The 20,699-nt window shown below is 68.7% G+C and carries 19 protein-coding genes, 1 tRNA gene and 1 pseudogene; 14 read left to right on the forward strand and 7 right to left on the reverse strand.

Translation table 11 applies throughout. The features are described 5' to 3' along the window. The first annotated feature begins 1 nt into the window (after window position 1). The 5 genes from AB0F10_RS19525 to AB0F10_RS19545 all read left to right on the forward strand — a co-directional run bounded on the left by AB0F10_RS19525 (window position 2) and on the right by AB0F10_RS19545 (window position 9,580). Complete coding sequence (locus tag AB0F10_RS19525) at window positions 2-4,006, forward strand: TIGR02680 family protein (protein WP_360626508.1); 4,005 nt, start codon at window positions 2-4, stop codon at window positions 4,004-4,006. Continuing rightward, a complete protein-coding gene (locus AB0F10_RS19530) occupies window positions 3,999-5,213 on the forward strand; it encodes a TIGR02679 family protein (RefSeq protein WP_360626511.1) in 1,215 nt (404 codons plus the stop codon). Before AB0F10_RS19525 ends, AB0F10_RS19530 begins: the two co-directional genes overlap by 8 nt. A gap of 449 nt (window positions 5,214-5,662) precedes the next feature. Then, window positions 5,663-7,120, forward strand: a complete 1,458-nt coding sequence (locus tag AB0F10_RS19535) for an AAA family ATPase (protein ID WP_360626514.1) — start codon at window positions 5,663-5,665, stop codon at window positions 7,118-7,120. Between the two features lies 1 nt (window position 7,121). Further along, window positions 7,122-8,255 (forward strand): 5-methylcytosine restriction system specificity protein McrC, encoded by a 1,134-nt coding sequence (locus AB0F10_RS19540; protein ID WP_360626517.1) that lies wholly within the window; start codon window positions 7,122-7,124, stop codon window positions 8,253-8,255. A gap of 269 nt (window positions 8,256-8,524) precedes the next feature. Further along, window positions 8,525-9,580 carry a hypothetical protein gene (locus tag AB0F10_RS19545; RefSeq protein ID WP_360626520.1) on the forward strand — a complete coding sequence of 352 codons (1,056 nt, stop codon included), beginning with the start codon at window positions 8,525-8,527 and terminating at the stop codon, window positions 9,578-9,580. Between the two features lie 312 nt (window positions 9,581-9,892). On the opposite strand, the gene AB0F10_RS19550 is transcribed toward AB0F10_RS19545, so the two are convergent. From AB0F10_RS19550 to AB0F10_RS19565, 4 genes are all read right to left on the reverse strand, one after another. Continuing rightward, window positions 9,893-11,068: a hypothetical protein gene (locus AB0F10_RS19550; protein WP_360626523.1), complete on the reverse strand. Its 1,176-nt coding sequence runs from the start codon at window positions 11,066-11,068 to the stop codon at window positions 9,893-9,895. A gap of 68 nt (window positions 11,069-11,136) precedes the next feature. Next, window positions 11,137-11,292, reverse strand: a complete 156-nt coding sequence (locus tag AB0F10_RS19555; RefSeq protein ID WP_360626556.1) for a hypothetical protein — start codon at window positions 11,290-11,292, stop codon at window positions 11,137-11,139. A 177-nt stretch (window positions 11,293-11,469) separates the two neighbouring features. Next, the gene (locus AB0F10_RS19560; protein WP_360626526.1) at window positions 11,470-12,039 is read right to left on the reverse strand and encodes a hypothetical protein; all 570 of its coding nucleotides are present in this window, start codon (window positions 12,037-12,039) and stop codon (window positions 11,470-11,472) included. 133 nt (window positions 12,040-12,172) lie between these two features. Continuing rightward, complete coding sequence (locus AB0F10_RS19565; protein WP_360626529.1) at window positions 12,173-12,574, reverse strand: hypothetical protein; 402 nt, start codon at window positions 12,572-12,574, stop codon at window positions 12,173-12,175. Window positions 12,575-12,633: 59 nt separating this feature from the next. Here AB0F10_RS19565 and AB0F10_RS19570 point away from each other — a divergent pair, with 59 nt between their 5' ends. Further along, the gene (locus tag AB0F10_RS19570) at window positions 12,634-13,662 is read left to right on the forward strand and encodes a recombinase zinc beta ribbon domain-containing protein (protein WP_360626559.1); all 1,029 of its coding nucleotides are present in this window, start codon (window positions 12,634-12,636) and stop codon (window positions 13,660-13,662) included. Here AB0F10_RS19570 and AB0F10_RS19575 read toward each other — a convergent pair. Next, window positions 13,622-13,684, reverse strand: a tRNA-Ile gene (locus AB0F10_RS19575). The genes AB0F10_RS19570 and AB0F10_RS19575 overlap by 41 nt on opposite strands. Before the next feature lie 118 nt (window positions 13,685-13,802). Between AB0F10_RS19575 and AB0F10_RS19580 the strand changes: the two genes are divergently transcribed. Then, window positions 13,803-15,275 carry a site-specific integrase gene (locus AB0F10_RS19580; protein WP_360626532.1) on the forward strand — a complete coding sequence of 491 codons (1,473 nt, stop codon included), beginning with the start codon at window positions 13,803-13,805 and terminating at the stop codon, window positions 15,273-15,275. Between the two features lie 14 nt (window positions 15,276-15,289). Here AB0F10_RS19580 and AB0F10_RS19585 read toward each other — a convergent pair whose 3' ends face one another. After that, window positions 15,290-15,643 carry a hypothetical protein gene (locus tag AB0F10_RS19585; protein ID WP_360626535.1) on the reverse strand — a complete coding sequence of 118 codons (354 nt, stop codon included), beginning with the start codon at window positions 15,641-15,643 and terminating at the stop codon, window positions 15,290-15,292. Between the two features lie 323 nt (window positions 15,644-15,966). On the opposite strand from AB0F10_RS19585, the gene AB0F10_RS19590 reads away from it, so the two are divergent. The 6 genes from AB0F10_RS19590 to AB0F10_RS19615 all read left to right on the forward strand — a co-directional run bounded on the left by AB0F10_RS19590 (window position 15,967) and on the right by AB0F10_RS19615 (window position 19,505). After that, entirely contained in the window at window positions 15,967-16,182 is a 216-nt protein-coding gene (locus tag AB0F10_RS19590; protein WP_360626562.1) for a helix-turn-helix domain-containing protein, read from the forward strand. A gap of 619 nt (window positions 16,183-16,801) precedes the next feature. Further along, complete coding sequence (locus AB0F10_RS19595) at window positions 16,802-17,137, forward strand: hypothetical protein (protein ID WP_360626538.1); 336 nt, start codon at window positions 16,802-16,804, stop codon at window positions 17,135-17,137. Between the two features lie 83 nt (window positions 17,138-17,220). Continuing rightward, window positions 17,221-17,448, forward strand: coding sequence for a hypothetical protein (locus AB0F10_RS19600; RefSeq protein WP_360626541.1), 228 nt, complete (start codon window positions 17,221-17,223; stop codon window positions 17,446-17,448). Window positions 17,449-17,704: 256 nt separating this feature from the next. Beyond that, on the forward strand, window positions 17,705-18,319 hold the full coding sequence (locus AB0F10_RS19605) for a hypothetical protein (protein WP_360626544.1): 615 nt from the start codon (window positions 17,705-17,707) through the stop codon (window positions 18,317-18,319). Further along, window positions 18,316-18,990, forward strand: coding sequence for a hypothetical protein (locus tag AB0F10_RS19610; protein WP_360626547.1), 675 nt, complete (start codon window positions 18,316-18,318; stop codon window positions 18,988-18,990). The genes AB0F10_RS19605 and AB0F10_RS19610 overlap by 4 nt, the downstream gene beginning before the upstream one ends. Window positions 18,991-19,166: 176 nt before the next feature. Then, the gene (locus AB0F10_RS19615) at window positions 19,167-19,505 is read left to right on the forward strand and encodes a MarR family transcriptional regulator (RefSeq protein WP_360626550.1); all 339 of its coding nucleotides are present in this window, start codon (window positions 19,167-19,169) and stop codon (window positions 19,503-19,505) included. Window positions 19,506-19,549: 44 nt separating this feature from the next. Here AB0F10_RS19615 and AB0F10_RS19620 read toward each other — a convergent pair whose 3' ends face one another. Continuing rightward, on the reverse strand, window positions 19,550-19,906 hold the full coding sequence (locus AB0F10_RS19620; protein ID WP_360626553.1) for a hypothetical protein: 357 nt from the start codon (window positions 19,904-19,906) through the stop codon (window positions 19,550-19,552). A 185-nt stretch (window positions 19,907-20,091) separates the two neighbouring features. On the opposite strand from AB0F10_RS19620, the pseudogene AB0F10_RS19625 reads away from it, so the two are divergent. Next, window positions 20,092-20,699: pseudogene (locus AB0F10_RS19625) on the forward strand (hypothetical protein); the annotation flags it as partial.

Here is a 20,699-nt window from a genome sequence, read left to right on the forward strand (position 1 = left end):
CTTGGCTCGTTTCACCCCCACTCGCGCCGGCATCATCAACCTCTGGGACTACCGCGACGAGGAGTTCCTGTTCGTTGACGGGTGGCTCGTGCTGCGCGGCCCGAACGGCTCCGGCAAGACGAAGGCTCTCGAAGTTCTGTTCCCGTTCGTGCTGGACGGGCGGATCGAGCCGCGCCGACTGAACCCGTTCGCCGGCGAGGACCGGACGATGAAGTCCAACCTGCTCTACCGGGGGCAGGAGACGGCGTACGCGTACGTCTGGATGGAATTCTCCGACGGAGACCGGTACGTGACGATCGGGATCGGGTTGCGGGCCCACCGGCACAACGACCGGGTGACCCGCTGGCACTTCGTCGCCGACGGCCGGGTCGGGGTGGACCTGTCACTGCTGGACGACGAGGATCGACCGGTGTCCCGCAGGGATCTGATCGACCGGCTCGGCGCGGAGGCGGTACGCGACTCGGCCGAGGAGTACCGGCACCTGGTGGACGCGAAGCTGTTCGGGTTGGGTCCGGCCCGCTACGAGCAGCTGCTCGATCTCGTCCTGACACTGCGCAAGCCACAGCTGGCGAAGGATCTGAACCCGGTGGAGCTGTCCCGCACCCTGCAACGCGGCCTGCGCCCGGTGGAGGACCACCTGCTGGTGGAGGCGGCACATTCGTTCGACGACATGGAAGCGGTCGCCCGTACCCTCGAAGGTCTGGTCGCGGCCGATGCCGCGACCGGTTCCTTCCTCGGTGTCTACGCCACCTACCTGCGGACCCACGCGCGAGCCGCGGCCGACGCGCTCACCGCACGCCGGGACAGCGCGAATGTACGCCGGGAGGCGCTGGCCTCGGCACGTGACGAGGCCGAGGCGGCACTCGAGCAGGCGGCGGAGGCGGAGCGGAGACTACGCGCGGTCGAAGGTGAGCCCGGCAGGCTGCGCGCGCATCTGGACCGGTTGAAGAGCTCGGCGGCCTACCGCTCGCACGAACAACTTGCCGACCTGGAACGGCATGTGCACGACCTGGCGGACGCCGCCCGCCGCGCCGACCGGCAGGTAGAGACCGAGCGCGACGTCGCCGCCAGGCGGCGGGCGGAGTCCGAGCGAGCCGCCGCGGCGCTGCACGACGCTCGCGCCAAGGTCGGCCGGGTGACAGCCGAACTGGCGTCGGAGGCGGAAAGCGGCGGCATCGAATGGCGGGCCGGGGACGCGGACGCCGACAGGCTCGCGACACGGCTGGCCTCCCGGTCGGCGGCGCGCCGGGCGGACGTGCGAGCGATCCGTGAACTGACGAACCGTCTGGCGGAGGCGGAACGCGAACATGTGCGGGCCGCGGAGGCCGACCGCGCGGCCCGCGCCGCGGCGGAGGACGCCACCGCCGCGGAGGAGCAGGCCGGCGACGCCCTCGAGGTGGTCCGGGAGCAGACCGCCGAGGCGGTACGAGTCTGGGGATCCGGGCACGCCGGGCTGTTCACCACTCTGCACGTCGCCGATCTACCGGACACTCTCGCCGAGGCGGTGACCAGCCCTTCGCTGCGCACTCTCTTCCACGACCGGATGGCCGTCCCGACCGGCGCGATCCGGGACGAGGTGGCCTCGCTCGGCTCCCGATCCGACAGCCTGGGCGCCGAACGCCGGAAGGTGGTGGACGAGCGGGCGCTGATCGCGGCCGAGCACGACGACTCGCCGCCGCCGTCGCCGACCCGGCCGGCCTCGCGGGAGAACCGAGTCGGCGCGCCGTTGTGGCGTCTCGTCCGATTCGCCGACGGGACACCGGAGGCGGAGGCGGCCGGCATCGAGGCCGCCCTGCATGCGGCCGGTCTGCTCGACGCACTCGTGCACCCGACCGCCGACGACGACGAACAGGACGCCTACCTGCGCTCCGGCGAGCAGAGCGGTGCGACGCTGGCCGACGTGCTCGTGCCCGAAGACCAGGACTTCGTGCCGGCCGAACGGATCACGGCCGTGCTCCGCGGCATCGCGCTCGGCGACATCACCGGCCCGTCCGGAGTGACCGGCGACGGCCGCTGGGCCCAGGGCTCCGGTGTCGGCCGGTTCACCAAGGATCATTGCGAATACATCGGGGCGACCGCCCGCGCGGCCCGCCGGGCCGCGCGAATCGCCGACTGCGACCGCCGGATCGCCGCCCTCGCTCGGGAGATCGACGAGGTCGAGGCCGGCCGCGAGGCCCGGCGGGAGATCCTGAGCGCAGTGGACCGGGCGGGCACAGCACTGCCGCCGCGTACCGCGATCACGCAAGCCGAACGCGATCTGGACCGGGCCGCGACCCTTCTACGGGTACGCCGTGAGGCTGCCCTCGACGCCGCGGGCCAACTCGACGCGGCCGTTGCCGGTCAGGCCGCTGCCACCGCCAAGCTGCGCCGGGCCGCCACCGACCGGTCGTTGCCCGTGGAACGACTCGACTCGACCGCCGCGGCGCTGGATCGGTTCGACCGGCTCGGGGTGGAACTGCGGCACACCCACGACAGCGCGGACGGCGCCGACGTGCTGGCCGGGGAGGCCGCCGAGCGGCATGCCGAGGCGGAGGAACGGTCCGAGGCAGCCGGCCAGGCGGCCCGGGCAGCGCACACCCGGCACAGCGAGAAGGACGAGGAACTGCGCACCCTCTCGGCGGCCATCGGGGCCGAGGCGACCCGGGTGCTGGCCGAGGTGGCCGAGACCGAGGGCGCGGTCACCGAGGCGGAGCAGGCTCTGGAACAGGCCAGGGCAGCGCACAGTGCGGCGTTGCAGAGCCGGGCCGGCGCGGTGGCGCGGGTCGAGGTCGGCGAGCGGTCCGTGGCAGAGGCGATCAGCGAGGCGCGGCGTGAGGCGTTGCGGCTCCGCCCGTACGCCCAGAGTGATCTTCTGGGTTTGATGCGCTGCCCGCCGCACCTGCGGTGGCCGGCCGCTGACACCTCGGAGGACGACCTCGATCCGGCGATCGTGACGCTGCACGAGGCGATCCTGACCGCCACCCGCGAGCTGAGCCCGACCGAGACCTCACTGAAGCAGAGCGCGACCCGCCTGACCGGCGCCCTCACCGATCTGCAGGCCCAGCTGCCGGCCGCCGGGCTCGACCACCGGCCGGAGTGGGACACCGACGAGGGCGTCATCGTCGTGCGGGTCGCCGACGAACAGGGTCTGACGCCGGTGGCGCACTTCGCCGAGCGGATCGCCGGGGAACGCCGCGACCAGGAACAACTGCTCACCGACGCGGAACAGCGAGTCTTCGAGGACGCGCTGCTCGGCCAGCTCGCCGGGCAGATCCACCGCCGTACGATCGAGGCCCGCGACCTGGTCGATGCGATGGATCAGCAGATGCGTGCCCGGCGGATGTCGTCCGGCCTGACCGTCGGCGTGGGCTGGCGGCTCTCCGACGACCTCGACCCGGAGCAGCGTGAGGTCTGCAAACTGCTGGAACGGGACCCGGCACGACTCGGGCCGGGCCAGCTGACCACCCTGCGCCGCCACTTCGCGGCCCGGATCAAGTCGGCCCGGGCTCAGGCCCCGGAGAAGCCCTACCGGGAACTGCTGGCCGAGGTGCTGGACTACCGGCAGTGGCGGGTCTTCGCGTTCACCCTGCATCGCCCCGGCGGTGTCAGTGAGCCGCTCACCAGGGCCCGGCACAGCCAGCTCTCCGGTGGTGAGCAGTCGGTGTCGCTGCACCTGCCGCTGTTCGCGGCCGCCAACGCGCTGTTCGGGTCGGCCCGCCCGCACGCACCCCGGCTGCTCGGGCTCGACGAGGCGTTCGCCGGCGTCGACGACAACGGGCGCGGAGAGCTGATGTCCCTTGCCAAACAGTTCGACCTGGACCTGTTCATGACCGGGTACGACCTGTGGGCCACCCATCCGGCGGTGACCGGATGCGCGCACTACGACCTGTCGCACTCCACCGTCGAGCACGCCGTGTCGACGGTCCTGCTGGTGTGGGACGGCGCCGTGAATGTGGCCGATTTCGACGGGACGCTCGCTGCGGCGCTGGGCTCGCCGTCGACCCGTACCGTTGGCTCGCATGCCTGACCTCACCACCGATCCGGGCTGGCGGCGGCTGCTGGCCGCCGCCCGGCGCAGCCTGGAGCGCACCGGCGGAAGTCTTGCCGGATCGATCTCCCTGACCGCGCCGGACGAACCGGAACGGCATGTCGTCATCGGAGTGACCGGCGTGCACAGGCCCGCCGGCGTCAGCCGCGTCACCGTCCGCCTGTCCGAGATCGATACCTTCCTGCGGAACGCCCACAGCATCGATCTGCCGTCGGCGGTGGGCCCGTTCCGGGACCGCCCCGCTGAGCGTGCCACCCTCGCCGAAGCGCGGGAGGCGATGCTCACCCTGGCCGCTGCGAGCCGCCACGCCGGCGGGCCCTGGTTCGAGGAATGGATCGGTAGCCTACGCCGCGACGGGACACTCACCCGGATAACTCGCAGCGAACTGACCTTCTCCCGAGTGCTGACAACACTTGACGCATTGCCGGTCAGTGCTGAACCGATACCTGTCTTCGCCGAACGGGTCCTCGGCAACACCAAGGCCCTTGCGGAGGGGCCGATGCGCGGGCTCGTGCTCCGGGCGCTGGCCGCCTGGCACCAGGTCAAGCCACCGACCGGAGCAGAACAGGAACGGGCACTCTGGGAGATGGCTGGGCTGGTACCCGACGACCTCGCCAGCCAGGTCCTGGTTCTCAACCTCCCCGCCACCGGCGGTCTTCTCGGCGACTGGCTGTCCTCTGCCACGAGGGCTCATGTGCCGTTCCGCGTGACCCTGCACCAGCTAAGACTCACCCCGCTGTCCCTGCCGGTCCCCGCGATCTACGTGTGCGAGAACCCGGCCGTACTGCGAGCCGCGGCGGGACACGCTACCGCCCCGCTGATCTGTACCGAAGGGGTGCCGTCCGCCGCAGTTCACACGCTTCTGGCAAGCCGGGCAGCGGGCACCGTGATCCGATGGCGCAACGACTTCGACTGGACCGGTATCCGGCTGACCGCCGCCGCGCTCGCCCGCTACCCGGACGCCGTGCCGTGGCGTATGTCCGGTGCCGACTACCTCGACGCCGACACGATCGGTCTGCCCTTGACCGGCGCTCCGGCCGCCAGCCCCTGGGATCATTCCTTGGCGGAGGCGATGACCGGTACCGGCCGATCGCTGATGGAGGAGCGCCTCATCGACACACTGCTGGACGACCTCCTCCGGGGCATCGCAACGCCGCCGGTTCCTGCAGGCGAGAGCGGACTCTGACCTGCGATTCGCGCAATGCCACATCCGGCCGGCATGAACGCGCAGGCCAGGCATGGAGTGGGCCCAGACCAACAGGATGCGAAATTGTTCTGAGCGTGCCCGGTGATTCACTACCGGTACAGACGGCCCGGTCAATCAACCGCTGACGCGTATAACTCCTGCCCAAGACGCGCCTCCGTCATCCTCGCGCCAGCGGGCGCCGCCCTCGCCACCAACGGTGGACGACCACACGAATCCCCCGCCAGCGCCGGATCCAGCACTCCGCCTATCAAACGGTGCGCGAACCCGCGGGACCCCAGGACAAGGCGCTCGCTGCGCTCTGGGCAAGTCCCGTGAGGGCGCCGCCGAGTCTGCGATGGCGCCGTAGACGGACTCGAAGGATCGGACTTCTTCAGCGCAACGACGACGCATCCCCGGCCTCGGCCCGGCCGACCTGCTAGAACTGGCTGATGTCCGCCACTACCACCGCCGAGGTCATCGCCGCCGTCCGCGCACAGTTCGGCCCGGACTTCGTCCTGGCCCGGGTCACCGCTGAGGAGCAGGTGCGAACGTTTCTCAGCGAGCGGCTCGGGACGATGGACGCCGAACAGATCGTCACCCTCGGCCGGTTGATCAACCAGCACGGCAAGCTCAGCCGGGAACGCTACGACCGGTTCACACCGGGCTTCACCGGCGCGATCATGAGCAAGCTCGGCAGCGACCCCGGCACCTTCAACCAGATGGCGACTCAGCTGTGGCTCGAGCCCATCCCCGACGCGCTGACGACGCTCGGGAAGATCTTCGCTGATCGGTCGAGCTTCCCGCATGCCGGCTCCTCACTGCCTAGCTTCCTGCTCTACCTACGCGATCCCGACCAGTTCGGCATCTGCATCAACGCCACGATGCTCGGACTGGCCCATGAAACCGGCTCCGCATACAACGCCAAGAGTGGCCCGGCCTACGAGAAATTCTGTGCCGACCTCCGCGCCTGGCGCCAGCAGTACGGGGTGGCCCCGCAGGAAGCCGACGCGATCCTGACCCACATCATGCGCGCCAACCAGCCATCCACCGAGCAGGAACTGCCGGCCAAGGTGGGGGTCGAAGAGGTTGCCGAGGGCTGCTTCCTCGACGTCGAGCAGGTGGATCAGTGGGTCCAGGCCTTGAGCACCGGCATGCGGCAGGGCGTCTTCCACGGCCCACCCGGCACCGGCAAAACCCACGTTGCCCGGCTACTCGCGCAGCATCTGGCCACCTCCCCCGCCCACGTGGAACTCACCCAGTTCCACCCGGCGTACTCCTATGAGGACTTCATCGAAGGGCTCCGCCCGGAAACCAGCGACGGCGGACTGCGCTACGAGGTACGGCCCGGAATCTTCGCACGGCTCTGCGAACGGGCCCGGCACGCCCCGAACGAAACCTTCGTCATGATCATCGACGAGATGAACCGGGCCGACCTCGCAGCTGTCTTCGGCGAACTGCTCTACCTACTGGAATACCGCGATACGGAGGTGACCCTGCCGTACTCACAGCGCCGACTCTCCGTACCGCAGAATGTCTTCCTGCTCGGCACGATGAACACCGCCGACCGCAGCCTCGCCATGCTCGACTTCGCTCTGCGACGCAGATTCCACGCCTTCCCGCTACCGCCCGACGAGGGCGTGCTCGAACGCTGGACCGCGGGCCGCCCGGACGGCAACGCCGAACTCGCCCTCGGCGTGTTCCGACTGATCCGCGACCGGGTCGGCCCCGACGCACCGGTCAGCCCCGGACACTCCTACTGGATGACCGAAGCCCTAGACGCGGCCACCGCCGAACGGATCTGGGACTACCAGCTGCGCCCCTACCTCGCCGAATACTGGTTCGAGCGGCCGGCCGAACTCGGCCGGCTGGATGCCGACGTGCGGGCCCTGATCGCGGAACTCGCCTGAAGTGCTGCGCCTGGTCGAGTACCAGACCAAGACGGTGCAGCTCAGCCCGGCCGAGGCCGCCGAGCTGGCCCGCATGACCGTCGGGACACAGAACGGCGACGGACGGCCCCGGGTGATCGAGCGATTGACGCCGACAGCCACCCTCGGCTGCTACGACCTCCAGCCAGGCCCATACGTCGGCCGGTTCCAGCTACTCAGCGGCCAGGTGGTCGAGGTCGCCGGCCGGTTCCCGTTCCAGGACCTGGCAACGCTGCTGGGCCTCGGCCGCCGCGCCACCCTGCTCGAAGAAGCGGTCACGCCGGGCAGCGCCGGGCACAGCCTGGTCGATCTGATCGCGCTCGCATTTGTCCGGGAAGCGGAGCAGCTCGCCGGTCAGGGCCTGGCCAAGACGTACCAGCGGCGCTCGTTCACCCGTCCGCCGTATCCGGGCGTACCGTCGGCAACCTTGCATCTGAAGGCTCACGCAGGGCGCCCTGACCGATTGGCGACCTCCGCGAACCGACTCACCCCCGACGTACCGCTGAATCAGTTGATCGCGAGCGCACACCGCCGGCTGAGCGCCGTGCCCTATCCGAACGCACGTCTTAGCGCGCGGGTGCGGGCCCTGCACCCGGTCTTCCGCGGCATCACGAGCCTGCCCGGCCGCCCAGCTGCGCTCGGGATCTTGCCCGCCCGCTACCGGGAAATCGGGCGGCTCGCCCGGCTGATCCTCGACGACCGCAACACCCTGCCCACCGACGCAGGCGTGGCCGGGGTGAGCGCCATGTTCAACATGACAGGCATTTGGGAGAACTATGTAGGGGCCTGGCTACGTCGCCGGTTCCCAGATGTAACCGTGGCTGCCAAGCACCCGATCCCCCTGACAGACACCGGGCACGCAAGCGTCGGCATCGCCGACTTCGTCCTGCATCTGGGCGGCCACCCCATCGCGGTGTACGACGCTAAGTACCGGCCATGGCGATCCTCGCCCAGCACCGACGAGATCTACCAACTCTTCACCTACGCCCAACGGCTCGGCGTCTCCAACGCGGCTCTTGTCTATCCCGCAGCCGACAGCCACCACACCACGACAACGGTCGGACCAGTGACCATCGAGTGCTGGGCCGTCCCGATCGAGGCCCTCGACAAGCAATGATCCGCGAACCGCATCAGCCTGGAACGCTCACCGCCGAGCCCCGTGGGCGACCCAGCCAGGAACACGTACGCGCCGCCCGCGATCCAGCGCTGCGCTCATTATCGGCGGCAGATGAGGACGCTCCACCGGAATTCGTTGCCAGGCATTGCAGTGCGCGCGACCTGCCGATACAGAAATGCCGCACGAGGTCCGCGCGGCACGGGGCCGCAGCGCGGCCGGCGGGCTCGGGCGATGATCTAGATTGACCTCAGTCGACGCGCGGGGGATACATGACGGTTTTCGGCTGCCGGAGCTGCGACGCCACTCTGACGGTTCCGGTGTCGAGGGTGGCGCTGCCCGTCCACGCGGGCCAGAAGTACGGGAACGGGCCGGGATCGCTCGCGCCGGCACTGGAGCCCGGCACGTTCGCGGTGAATCCGCTGCCCTCCGGTCCGCCATGGCGCCGGTGGGCCGAACTCGAAGCCGGTGAGGCCGAGGCGCTCGGCTGGTACGCGCCGAGGTTCAGCATCTCCGCCGGGCCGGTCGGCCAGGTGTTGATCGCCCCGGGGGACGTCCGCGGCGCCGTCATCGTCCCGGCGCTGGTCGGCGACTCCGCGTGCTGTGGCCTCGATGGTGGCGAGCCCAACATGGTCTGCGTCACCTGCGGCACGCCGGTGGCGATCCGGATCGACGACTGTGGCCTGCGACAGGCGATTTGGCTGGACCCGCTGACCACCCGCGTGATCGAGGACGGTCCCGGCCCGCACCCGGTGCTCGACTGGGCGGACCTGATCGACCAGCGGCCCGGTATCCCGCCGTCCGAGCCGGGCGGCGGCTGGCACCCGATGTGGGCGGCTGCCGCCGCCTCGGCACTGGCACACTTGCTGGCCGCCTCGGGCGGCGACCCGATAGTGATCCCGGATTACCAGGTCGCCGAGGTCTTCCGGCCCACTCTCGACCGTCTCGTCGGCCCGGTCGGCACGGGGCCGGAGCGCACCCTGGTTCTGGCCGGGCCCGGCCTTCCGGACGCCGACGGCGACTTCGCCCTCATCCCGGAACATCCGCAGACCGGCGAACTCTGGCCGGTGACCCCGCCGGTGAAGCCGGTCCCGCTGGCCTGGGACGCCTGGCGGCACCTTGCGTTCCACCGAGCCCCGAAGCCGGTCGGGCGGTCGGTCCCGATCCCGCCGGAGACCCTACCGGCACTGCTCCCGGGTTACCGATTCGAGCCGGACGGCCAGATCTTCCTCAGTGTTCTGGCCCGACTGCCCGAGGTCAGGCAGCCAGGTTTGCGTGCCATCTACGACCGAGGCCGTCCCTACAGCTATAGCTTCTACATCTTCTGACCGCGTGGTTCGCCGTGATAGCGCCCTCCTCCGGCGGGTTCACTCTCATCGGCCAGATGATTGCGTCAACGGACGAAATGGCGTTGAGTCCGAGGGTCTGACCGACCGTGGCCTCCGCCGGCGCGGCCAGGCCGTCCGGGGAGGTGCAGCGAGGCGGCGCGTGATCTCCATGAGTAAGGACAAGATCATGCGGCTGCTGGCTGGGTTTCGCGGTGGATGAGTGTCGCCAGGTGCTGTCCTGCTGCGGTGGCGTCGATGGGTTCGCCCACGAGTTCGGTGGTGAGGGCGTCGATGCAATCCCGCACATGGGCGCTATCGGCGGTGAGCTGCGTGAAGACCCTCAGAGGCCCGCACCTGCACCGGTGTCCACCGGTCCACATTGCCGCCGTTGCCCAACTGACCGTTGTCGCCGTAGCCCCAGCAGTAGGTCCTGGTGCCGCTGATCCCGCAGGCGTGGGCGGTACCGGCGGTGATCTGGGTGAAGACCACCCCACCCGGGGCCCGCACCCGCGCCGGCGTGGTCCGGCTCGCGGTGGCGCCGTCGCCCAAGCCTCCGTAGGTGCCGTCGCCCCAGCAGTAGGTCCTGGTGCCGCTGATCCCACACGTCTGGGCGCCACCGGCGGTGATCTGGGTGAAGACCACCCCACCCGGGGCCCGCACCTGCACCGGTGTGTTCTGGCTCGCGGTGCCGCCGTTGCCCAACCGGCCGTCGTTACCCAGGCCCCAGCAGTAGGTCCTGGTGCCGCTGATCCCACACGTGTGGGAACCACCGGCGGCGAGCCGGGTGAAGACCACCCCACCCGGGGCCCGCACCTGCACCGGTGTCAGCCGGCTCGCGGTGCCGCCGTCGCCCAACGCGCCGTCAAGGCCGTAGCCCCAGCAGTACGTCTTGGCGCCGCTGATCCCACACGTGTGGTAGCCACCGGCGGCGAGCCGGGTGAAGACCACCCCGCCCGGGGCCCGTACCTGCACCGGTGTCAGCTGGTTCGCGGTGCCGCCGTCACCCACGGCAAAGTTGACGCCCCAGCAGTAGGCATTGGTGCCGCTGATTCCGCACGTGTGCGCGCTGCCGGCGGCGAGCTGGGTGAAGACCACCCCACGCGGGGCCCGCACCTGCACCGGTGTGTTCTGGTTCGCGGTGCCGCCGTTGCCCAGCTGACCGTCACCGGCGGAGCCCCAGCAGTAGGTCTTGGCGCCGCTGATCCCACACGTGTGGTAGCCACCGGCGGCGAGCTGAGTGAAGACCGCCCCTCCCGGGGCCCGCACCTGCACCGGTGTGTTCTGGTCCGCGGAGTCGCCGTTGCCCAGCTGACCTTCCTCGCCGGAGCCCCAGCAGTAGGTCTTGGCGCCGCTGATCCCACACGTGTGGAAGTTCCCGGAGGTCACCTGCGGAACCGGATCGGCCGGCCGCTGCGCCGCAGCCGGCCCGGTAGCCACCGCCAGCAGGAGTACCGACGCCCCGACCTTGAACATGATCTCTTTCAGCACACAGCAGACACCATCACAACCACACAGCCACCACCCGTTGATCCACTGAGCTTCGCTCGTTTAGGGATTCATCTTCCGAAAGGCCACACCGGCAGAAGACGAGCCGCGAACCAACCCGCAAGGCGCAGGGCGTCGTCGGCGGCGGAGCCGGCCGGGGCGCTGAGCAGGGTCATGGACAGGCCCGGGTCAGCGGATAGCTGTATGGTCTCGAAGTTCAGGTCGATCTCGCCGACGACCGGGTGCGAATGTTCAGCAACCCGACGGTCCGGGAGCGGTTGACCAGCGGCACGGCAGTGATCGCCATCCAGCTGACCCAGGCCGAAGCCAACGCCCTCGCCCGCGTCCTTGGCGCACGTTGAGCACACCATCCGGGTCGCCGGGCTGTTCGTGGACGGTGTCGACTACTGCGGCAGGTAGGCCAGCAGCCCGATGTCCGGGTGGTCGATGCCCGGTTGGCCGAGTGCACGCAGGTCGGCCTCGACGTCGGCACGGTTCAGAACGCCCGCCCGGACCGCCTGGTATCGCACGATCGCGTAGAGGAACACGTCCAGGTTGTCGAACCTGGTGTCCGCCTCGATGACCTGCTCCTCGTGGAACCAGACCGCGACCTGACCATTGGTCAGCACCACGTAATAGTTGCCGCCTCCGTCAAAACCGATTGACCACACGTCGTCGTCGGTGAGGGCAGTCTCGTAGTCGCTGTCGAGAATTTCGCATCCGTTCGCGGCGAATTCGAAGCCGTACGAGTCGTCGCTGACATCGAGAACGCTTGGCAGGGTGCCCGACCGGACCTTGCGGTCGAAGCCTTCCAACGCTGCCGCCGCACCTCCCGGCAGTCTTTCCAGGAATGGCGCGACCGGGCGGATCTGGTTGCTCAGCGTGACCAAGGCGCGGTCAGGAAACCATCGGGCCAGGTCGGCGTCGAAATCACGCTCGCCGTATCCGGCCAGTCTTTCGATAGTCACAGGCATCCGTCCAACGTAGGGGATCAATGATGGGCGCGGTTGAATAGGCGGTCTCGCCCGTCGGGCGGCCCAGATAGCCATACCAGTGGTAGCGACGGCGATACTGTTCGTCATGACGCCTCGGCGGCACGTCGTGCGATTACTGGGCCGTGGTTCCGGAACCGCGGTTGACTACTTTGGTGCCGCCGAACGCTACGAGCCAAGGCAGCATCAAGAAACCGCTGACGGCGAGCAGGAGGAATCCTAGGGTGTCCGCGGCTTCTGCTTGGTACTCCAGTTCGGGCCACGAGAAGTCACTGCCGATCAGTGACAACGCGTAGCACACAACGATCACGACGGTGACAGCCGTGCCGATCCGGCGGCCACGGCGGCCGCCCGCGGCGCAGAGAATCCCCAGCCCGAACATGACCATGGGGGCCAGACACAAACCGGACATGAGGACGAGGCCGATGTACGTCGCGCCGGGACCGGCGTCCGAATCGGCCAACCGCGACAGGTCGGCTCCGCCCGTGTGGACGACGGAGGGCAAAGCGGTGATCACTTCGGCCTCCTTGTGCCGGGCACGCCCGCAAGACGGTCAACATCGGGGGGAGAGAACAGGTGACAGGCAGTGTCGACGGAGCTCAGCGCGTCTCTCAAAAGTGCCTCGCACAAGGGCAGGGGCCCAGCAGGCCCCCTGTCTGCGGAAACTCATGCCAAGATCATCTTACTGCCCCTTGGGCCGCACTGCACCCCACCAAAGCCGGACGGCCGTTCTCCGGCTGGACCGTGCATGCCATGGTCAACAACCGGCTCTACCTCGGCGAAACCTCATTCCGCGACGTCGTCACCACCGAGGCCCACGAACCCCTCACCGACCCCGCCACCTTCGACCAATGCCAGCGCATCCTCAACGCCCGCGGCGAACCCGGCTCCTCACGGGCAGCGTCGAACTCCGGCTACTACCTCTCCGGCCTGATCAGCTGCCCACAGTGCAGCTGCAAGTACGTCGGCACCTCAGCCACCGGCAAACTACGCCGCTACCGCTACTACACCTGCTTCTCCCGCACCCGCTACGGCACCGCCGGATGCACCGCCCCCCGCATCGACGCCGACCTGCTCGACCCCGCCGCCGCCGAAGCCCTGATCGCGTTCTACGTCCGCACCGAGCTGATCAGCACGGCCATCGCCAACGAACACACCCGCCGCGCCGACGACACCGCCCAGCACACCGCCGAACTCGACACCATCACCGGCCGCATCACCGCCACCCAGGCCGCCATCGACCGATACCTCGCCGCCTTCGAAACGGGCACCCTCGACGACGCCACCTGCGGCACCCGCATCGCCGCACTGACCACCCAACTCGACCAGCTCGCCGACCGCCGCACCCAGCTCACCGACCTGATCGCCACCCCGCCGCAACCAGTCGGCCCCGCCACCATCGAACAGGTCCATCGACACCTAGCCGACATCCTGCGCACCGGCACCCCCGGCCAGCGCAAAGCGGTCATGGAGGCCCATATCGCCGAAATTCGGTTCGACGGCGACCGACTGATCCCGGTCTACCGGATACCGGTGGACGAATTTCGCACACAGGTTCGGGTTGTGGGGCGGGCGGGACTCGAACCCGCGACCGAGGGATTATGAGTCCCTTATACACCCGCACTCCTAGCAGGTAATACACCTATTTGACCTGGTTCCTTGGGTGCATGTTGTACGCATAGTGACGTCGATTAGCCCCGATTTGCTCCGGATCTGTCCCCCGGGGGACAGGTAGGCTGGCGATCATGGCAGGAAGCATCGAGCCGAAGAACAGCGGCTGGCGGGTGGTTTGGCGGTTCAACGGCCAGAAGCAGCACACAGTGCCGTGGCCTGAGGAGGAAATCGCCAAGCAGGCCTTGCAGATCGTGCAAGCCTTCGGCGGCAAAATCACGAAGCAAGATGTCGAAACCGCAATTTTGGGCTCGGATCCACGACAGGACGAATCCACCGCTCCGACCCTCCGGGTGTGGTGTGCAAGGTGGCTGCCAGCGAAGACCCGCATCACACCGGGGACGCGACGCAGGTACGGCCGGCAGTTAGAGTTGCGAATCCTTCCCGCTCTTGGCGATCTTCTAATCGACCAAATTACGCCAACAGATATCGGCAAATTCCTTAATGACCTGCGGGCCGATGGGCTGAGCAACGCAACTTTGACCCGGTACTACTCCGTGCTCCACGGCGCCTTAGAAGCGGCGATCAAAGAAGGCCTGATCCAGGAAAACCCGTGCGATGGCACCGACTTCGTGCGCGATCAGATCGCGGATGACGATACCGGAATCGAGCATCGCGTGTATCTGACTCCCGAAGAGTTTCAGCTGACATTGAAGGAATTCGACAAAGACGCTCGACTGGTCGTGGAAGTCCTCGCAGAAACCGGGTGTCGTTGGTCAGAAAGCACCGCGCTGGGCGTCCAGCATCTAGTCGCTCCCAGCAAAAGCCGCGGGCCACGCATTCGTATCTGGCGCGCTTGGAAGCAGGACGAAAACAACCGCTGGTATCTCGGTTCAACCAAAGGACGACAGCGACGCACTGTAGGAGTTAGCTACGGCCTGTATCAGAAACTAGTAAAGACCGTCGCGGGACGCCCGCAGGACGCGTTCATCCTCACCGCCCCGCAAGGGGGCCATGTCGTCTATGGGAACTTCTATCATCGCCGATGGCTTCCTGCGATAACACGCGCTCAGCGCTGCAAGGTACACCCGCCGGCACCCGAGGGAAAGCCGCTGGACAGCGCGACTGGACTCTGCTCCGGCTTCGGTGGACGCAGGTCCAACGGCAAGCCCTGCGGAGCAAAGGTCGTGCCTGGCTTCACTCGTTGCCGCAGCCACAGCGGGCCTGCGCGCGATGCAGTATCAACATGCGACTGTGCCGAGGTGCTACACGTTCGGCCCACTCCACATGACCTTCGGCACACGCACGCATCTTGGTTGTTCGCGGATCCCAACGTTGCCCCCTTGGCAATATCGAGGCGCCTCGGCCACGCAAATCTGCAGACCACCAGCGAGATCTACGGTGGCCTGATGCCGGAGGCAGAGGAAGCGGCAGTGAAGGCGATCTCAAGTGCGCTCGGCAGGCGAGAAAGGGCTGAGAAGAAGGCATCGCGTCGCACGGAGGTGGGGCCGCACCGGCCTAATCCGGCACGGGCACACGCATCGCTGGCCCGGCGGCGTGTCCGGCGTTCGGTGGCGTGTCGTCAACCTGTCATGCGGGCGGCGTAGGCGCGAAGGACTCGCTAGTCGGGCGGAGGCGGTGAGGAGCGCTCAGGCTGCTGTTGTTCAGCGGCCTGGGTGTTCTGAGCCTCGAAGCCGTCGATGATCTGCAGAAGGGCGTCCTTCTGGGACTTCGTGAAGTTCTCGTTCTGCTGGATGACCCGCCGTACATCAACGGCAGTGACGGGAGGCGGCCCCGGTACGAACCCGGCCAGGCGACGGGCTTCCTCGGGGTCGAGGTAGAGGTCGCGGCCGGCCGCCTTCGCCGCACGGTTGATGGCGTCGGCGAGGGCGTTGACGAGGCGCGGCTGGGGAGCGCGGGTGGTCGTCTGCCATTGGCTGAATGTGGCGGGCCTCACCTGCGCCTCGTTTAACACGCTTGTCATGGTTAGCCCGAGTTCACCGCATAACTCCTTGATTCGGAGCCAAAGCGGGTAGGCAACTCCCTCGTTTGAGTGCGACACGTAGCCCGTTGTAGCACGGCAAACCGTCGATTGGGAACTGAGACCGAACATTACGGGCGATCAATCTGGTCAAAAACGTATCTTTATATCCCTCATCGCCGCCTTGCTTCATCGTTCATTTACGGTTCTTTACGGTCTTGCGGTCGTTGATCACCACCGATACCGTCGGTCCCCGGCGCTCACAGCGCTAGTAGCCTCAGTCCATCGGGGGATACGACATGCAGGACGAACGGTTTATGACGGTCAACAACATCTGCCAACGGTTGAAGGTCTCTCGCTGGACGGTCCAGCGAGCTATCAAGAACAAGCACCTCGAGGCAGTCAAGGTCAGGACAGGTCGGGGAGGTTCCTGCGGGCAGTGGCGCATCCCCGAGGAGTCGTTCCAGGAATGGGTCAACTCCGGCACCCACGCTGAGCCCCAGGCTGGGGCTGGTGCGGGGACGCAGCGATGAGGGGCACGCAGACCGCCTCCGCGGTTGAGATCCCGACGTTGCATCGGTTCGAGGATGTCGCCAAGTCCTATGGCATCGAGGTCCGCGCGCTCAAGGACCAGGTACGGGCGTTGCGAGTCGAGCGGGTGAGGCTGGGGACGAAGTGGTATTTCACCCCTGAGCAACTCGCGGCATTCCATGCGGCGAGCACCGTTTCGGCCGGCGCCCGGCCGGGGGCGGATCCGCTCCAGAGGGTCCGTGATCGGCTGGCCAGCAGGGGACGCTCGAGTCAGGCCCTGCGTGGTGCGACAGGCCGGAGCGGGCGATGAGCGAGCAGGCAGACCGCAGGGTCCGGCTCGTTGTGGGCTGCCCCGTCTCCCTTGATCCTGGAAATCAGACCTGTCATCAACGTCGTCAACCCGCGCTGTCCTGTTCCCCGCGATGTTCTCCGTCAGCGCCCTTCGGCGTCCCCGCGGGAGTGATGCCGAGGATCGGTCCGCTGACGGCCAAGGTGGTGCAGGCGCCCCCCGGTCGCCTGCACCACCGCCCCATCCGTCGCGCTGGGGATTGCTGCGGTGCTCGCCCCAGCCACGCCCTGCGCGAACGCGAGCCTGGCTGCGGTCGTGTCACGGGGTCCACGGTGAGCGGCGCTGGCGTCGACCGGCATGACCAGCCGGAGCTCTCGCTGCACCTGTTGACGGTCCTCGGGCTGATCGTCGACGGCAAGGTGGCCCGAGACGATGCGTACAGGTATCGGGCTCAGGGTCGCACCGATGAGATCGATGCCGAGATCTACGACCTGGAGAAGCGTTTCCTGGTGACGTTGCGCCCGGATGGGCGGGTGGCGCCCACCACGACTGGCTCGATCGTCTGGCGGGCGCGCAGACCGCGACACCAACCAGCCGCCGGCTGGCGCACTCCGCAGTTCACCTCCGGCGAGAACGCCTCACTAGCGCCGGCATCCCAAGACCGCTGACAACACCGGTCAGCCCCGGCCCGCGCCCGTCGTGGACCGGGGCCGGTTCGGCACGCCCAAGAGCAGTCCGGAAGGGACTCCCCGTGAACATCATCGGACGAGCATTCACCGCGTACTTCACCGACGAGGGCAGCGTCGCGGCCGCCGTAGCCCTGTGGGCACGCCGCCATCGCGACAGCGCACCGCGGCGCACCATCCGACGTCGTACCGCGAGCGCGCACACCATCGAACGGCGCCTCACAGAACGCAAGGACCAGGATCTTCACCTGCTGCCGGGTGCGGGAGTTGCTGTCTCGCACCGTGTGCTGTGACCGAATCCGCGAGGGCCTCGAGGACGCCTGATGGCTGCGCCGGTTGACGCCGATCGGGCCATCATCGTCTGCCTCGCGCTGGCCGTGCTGGTCGCGACGGTCGGTGTCGGGTGGGGCGTGCTCGAACGGGTGCGTGCTGCCCAGTGGAAGCGCATCGCGTGGCAGCGAGGGGCCGTCGCCTCTCGACTGAGTTCGATGCTCGCCGACCGCGGCGTTGCCGTGCCGGGGAGCCAGGCCGACGCCGCGAGCCCGCGTCATGACCATTCGCTCGCCCCGCACCGCGAAGACCACCGCCGCCGCGAGCGACGCATACGCGGCGGCGCTCGGATCCCGCTGCGACACGTGCCGCGCCCCCCACGACGAAGGCGATGACGAAATGCTCCTGTATTCGGAACGTGCCGACGAAGGCCGCGGCGACATCGACCGGTCGGTGCCGCCGCTGACCGGTGAGGACCGCTACCTGCTGGCCACGGTATGCCGGGAGGCCCGTGCCCACGGCTGGCGCAGCGGTCACCGCCTTGGCTGGGTCCACCAGCGCCAGGGCGTAGCGGTCTCTGTCGAGCCGGGAGCTCTCGCGCTGTGGTGGCGCGGGCCAGGCGGGCGGTGGCCCACGTATCCGAGGTCGTACCCGGTCGCTTCGCTGAACGAGGCGCTGCACGTCCTGATCGGGGTGGGGCTGCTGCCGGGCTGGTACTGCGATCACGGCAGGCAGGCCATGGCCGAGATCGCTTGGATCTGTGACCGCGCCGCCGATGACCTGGAGCGGCGGGCCGTGGTCGCGTTGGCCGGCGACGAAGCCGTCGCCGCTCGGGTATGGCGTCAGGCAGCGGGCCGGGCCCGCCGCGTCGCCGGGCTGAAGGCGCCGGCATGAGCCGCCGCACCGGCGGTGGGGGTTTTCCGATCTCTCGGCGTCGCCGCGGGATCACCACGCCGTTCGGCGCACGAGACGAGTTGGAAGCGCCGCTGCAGGCGTTCGTGCGCCGCGAGTGCAAGGCCCGTGACCTGCTGCACTACCACACCCACCGCTCGGAGCGCTCCGAGCGCGGGTTTCCCGACAGTGTGATCGTCGGCCCGCGCGGCGTGGTGTTCCGGGAGTTGAAGTCCGATGGCGGCCGCGCCGAGCCCGAGCAGTTGGTGTGGTTGCACCGGCTCCGAGAGGCCGGCGCGGACGCAGCGATCTGGACTCCGCAGGACCGGCGAAGCGGACGGATCCTCAATGAACTGAACTGGCTGTCTCGCGACCGCCAGGCTCTGACCAATACCTTGCCCGCTGACCTGGCGAAGACCCTCTACCTGTTCTCCCGGGCCGACGACGAGCCGGCCGCCGCCGTGCACTGGGACGCGGGTTCCCCGCACGTCGACCACGACCGGTGGCGACTGCACGCGCAGAGCACCATCCGGATGCTGCTCGCCACCCTGCCGCACACCCCCGAACAGGTCAGCCGGTGGCTGCGCGAACACCAGCTCACCAGCCCTGAGGCTCGCCAGGTGTTCGCCGCGGTGCACGAGGACCTCGCTCGATCCGCCGCGGGCCTGCCGTGAGCGGCGGACAACCGGCCGACGCACCGACCCTCGCCGAGGCACGGCGGCGCTCGCCGTGCGCCGACATCACGACCTGCCGCGCCCGCTGCCTCGCCCCGGCCTGCTCGCCCTGACACCCCCGCCGTAGCTGCGCCGCACGATCCATCCCGGCGCCCCGTGAACAGGAGCCGACTGCCATGGCCGAATTCCGACTCGCCGAGGTCCGTGACGGCCGTGCGCACTGGGGCAGCGCCGCGCCCATCGACCTTCCGCGGTTGACGCCACGTCAGTACGCGATCCTCGCCTACGTCCGGAGGCACGTCGCCGTCCACGGGTGTGCGCCCACCGTGCGGCAGATCGGCGACGTGGTCGGCCTGGCCTCCGTCTCCTCCGTCAGCTACCAGCTCGGCAGGCTGGAAGCCAAAGGCGCGTTGCGCCGTGACGCGGATCAGGTCCGCGGTCTGCACGTCACCGGGTACGCGACGGCGGCCAGTGACGGCGGCGGGCTGGCTCTAATCTCCGGCGGGACGCCGTGAGACGCCGCCGGCCCCCGGGTGAGCCGGCGGATTCTGATCGCGCATCAGATGTCGACGGTCTCGCCGAGGGCCTTCGCGCCCCGCAGGTACCAGTCCCACGGCACCAGGGCGGCGACAGCTTCCTGGTGCTTCGCGGCGATGGCGTGCTGGCCGACGTAGGAACCCAGGCGGTCGCGCAGCGAGGTGATCCCCACGATCGGTACGGCGGCGAGGTCCAGCGGTTCTTCCAGAGCGGTCGCGGCGGCCCGCCGCCAGGTCATCGAGACCAGCACGCCGCGCGGCTGGAGGTCGACTACCAGAACGGTGTGGACCGCGTCGGTCTCGTTGCGGGCGAGGTCGACGCGTGTGCGCAGGGCCGCCCGCGCGGCGCCGATGCCCATCAGCTCTCGCGTCGTCGCCATGCCAGGAGGATAGCGGCCGCTCACGGGCCTCCTCGGCGCCGCCATCACGCTCATTGCCGCCTCCACCCCCACAGTCGCTGGCGTGTACGTTTCCCGTTACGTTTTTCATTACGTTTTCGTGTACGTTACCGCATGCTCGGTGGGCGACCGCCCGCACCAGTCAGCGACCGCGACGGGGGTGCATCGTGAGGTTCGTTCTGGAGCTGCAGCGAGCCGTCTGCAACTCCGCGATGCCCTCCACCGGCCGGCACATCATGCTCACCCTGGCCATCAAGGCCGACTGGGAAACCGGCGTCATCCCGCGCGAGCACAGCCCTTCGCTGTCGCTGCTGGTCAGCATGACCGGGTTGTCGAAGTCGACTATCGCCGAGTGGCTCGACGTCCTGGAGACCGCGGGATGGATCAAGCGTGACCGTCCACCCAGGGGCAGCCGAGACGAACGCACTGGCTACACCCTGCTGATCGGCTCCGCGCACGTGCCCAAGCCTCAGCGGGCCTCGCGCCGCACCTCCTCCAGCCGTCCGCGCGACGGACCAGTCGCCGACGGCGACACGGGGCAAACATCCACCTTTGGTAGTCCGCCAGGCGCACCTGTCCTCCAGGCGGACAGCTCAGACATGGGCGGCTTGCCCGCATTTGGTAGTCCGCCAGGCGAACCCGTCCGCTTGGCGGACACCTCCAGCCGTCCGCCAGGCGGTACCGCAGCGGTCCGCCCGGCGGACACCGGTAGTCCGCCAGGCGGGGCCGCCGGGGGTAGGTCCAGAGCCTCGGGGGGGGCGACATCCGGGGGGCG

Origin of the sequence: Actinoplanes sp. NPDC026623, assembly GCF_040638275.1 — a bacterium.
Taxonomy (GTDB): Bacteria; Actinomycetota; Actinomycetes; order Mycobacteriales; family Micromonosporaceae; genus Actinoplanes.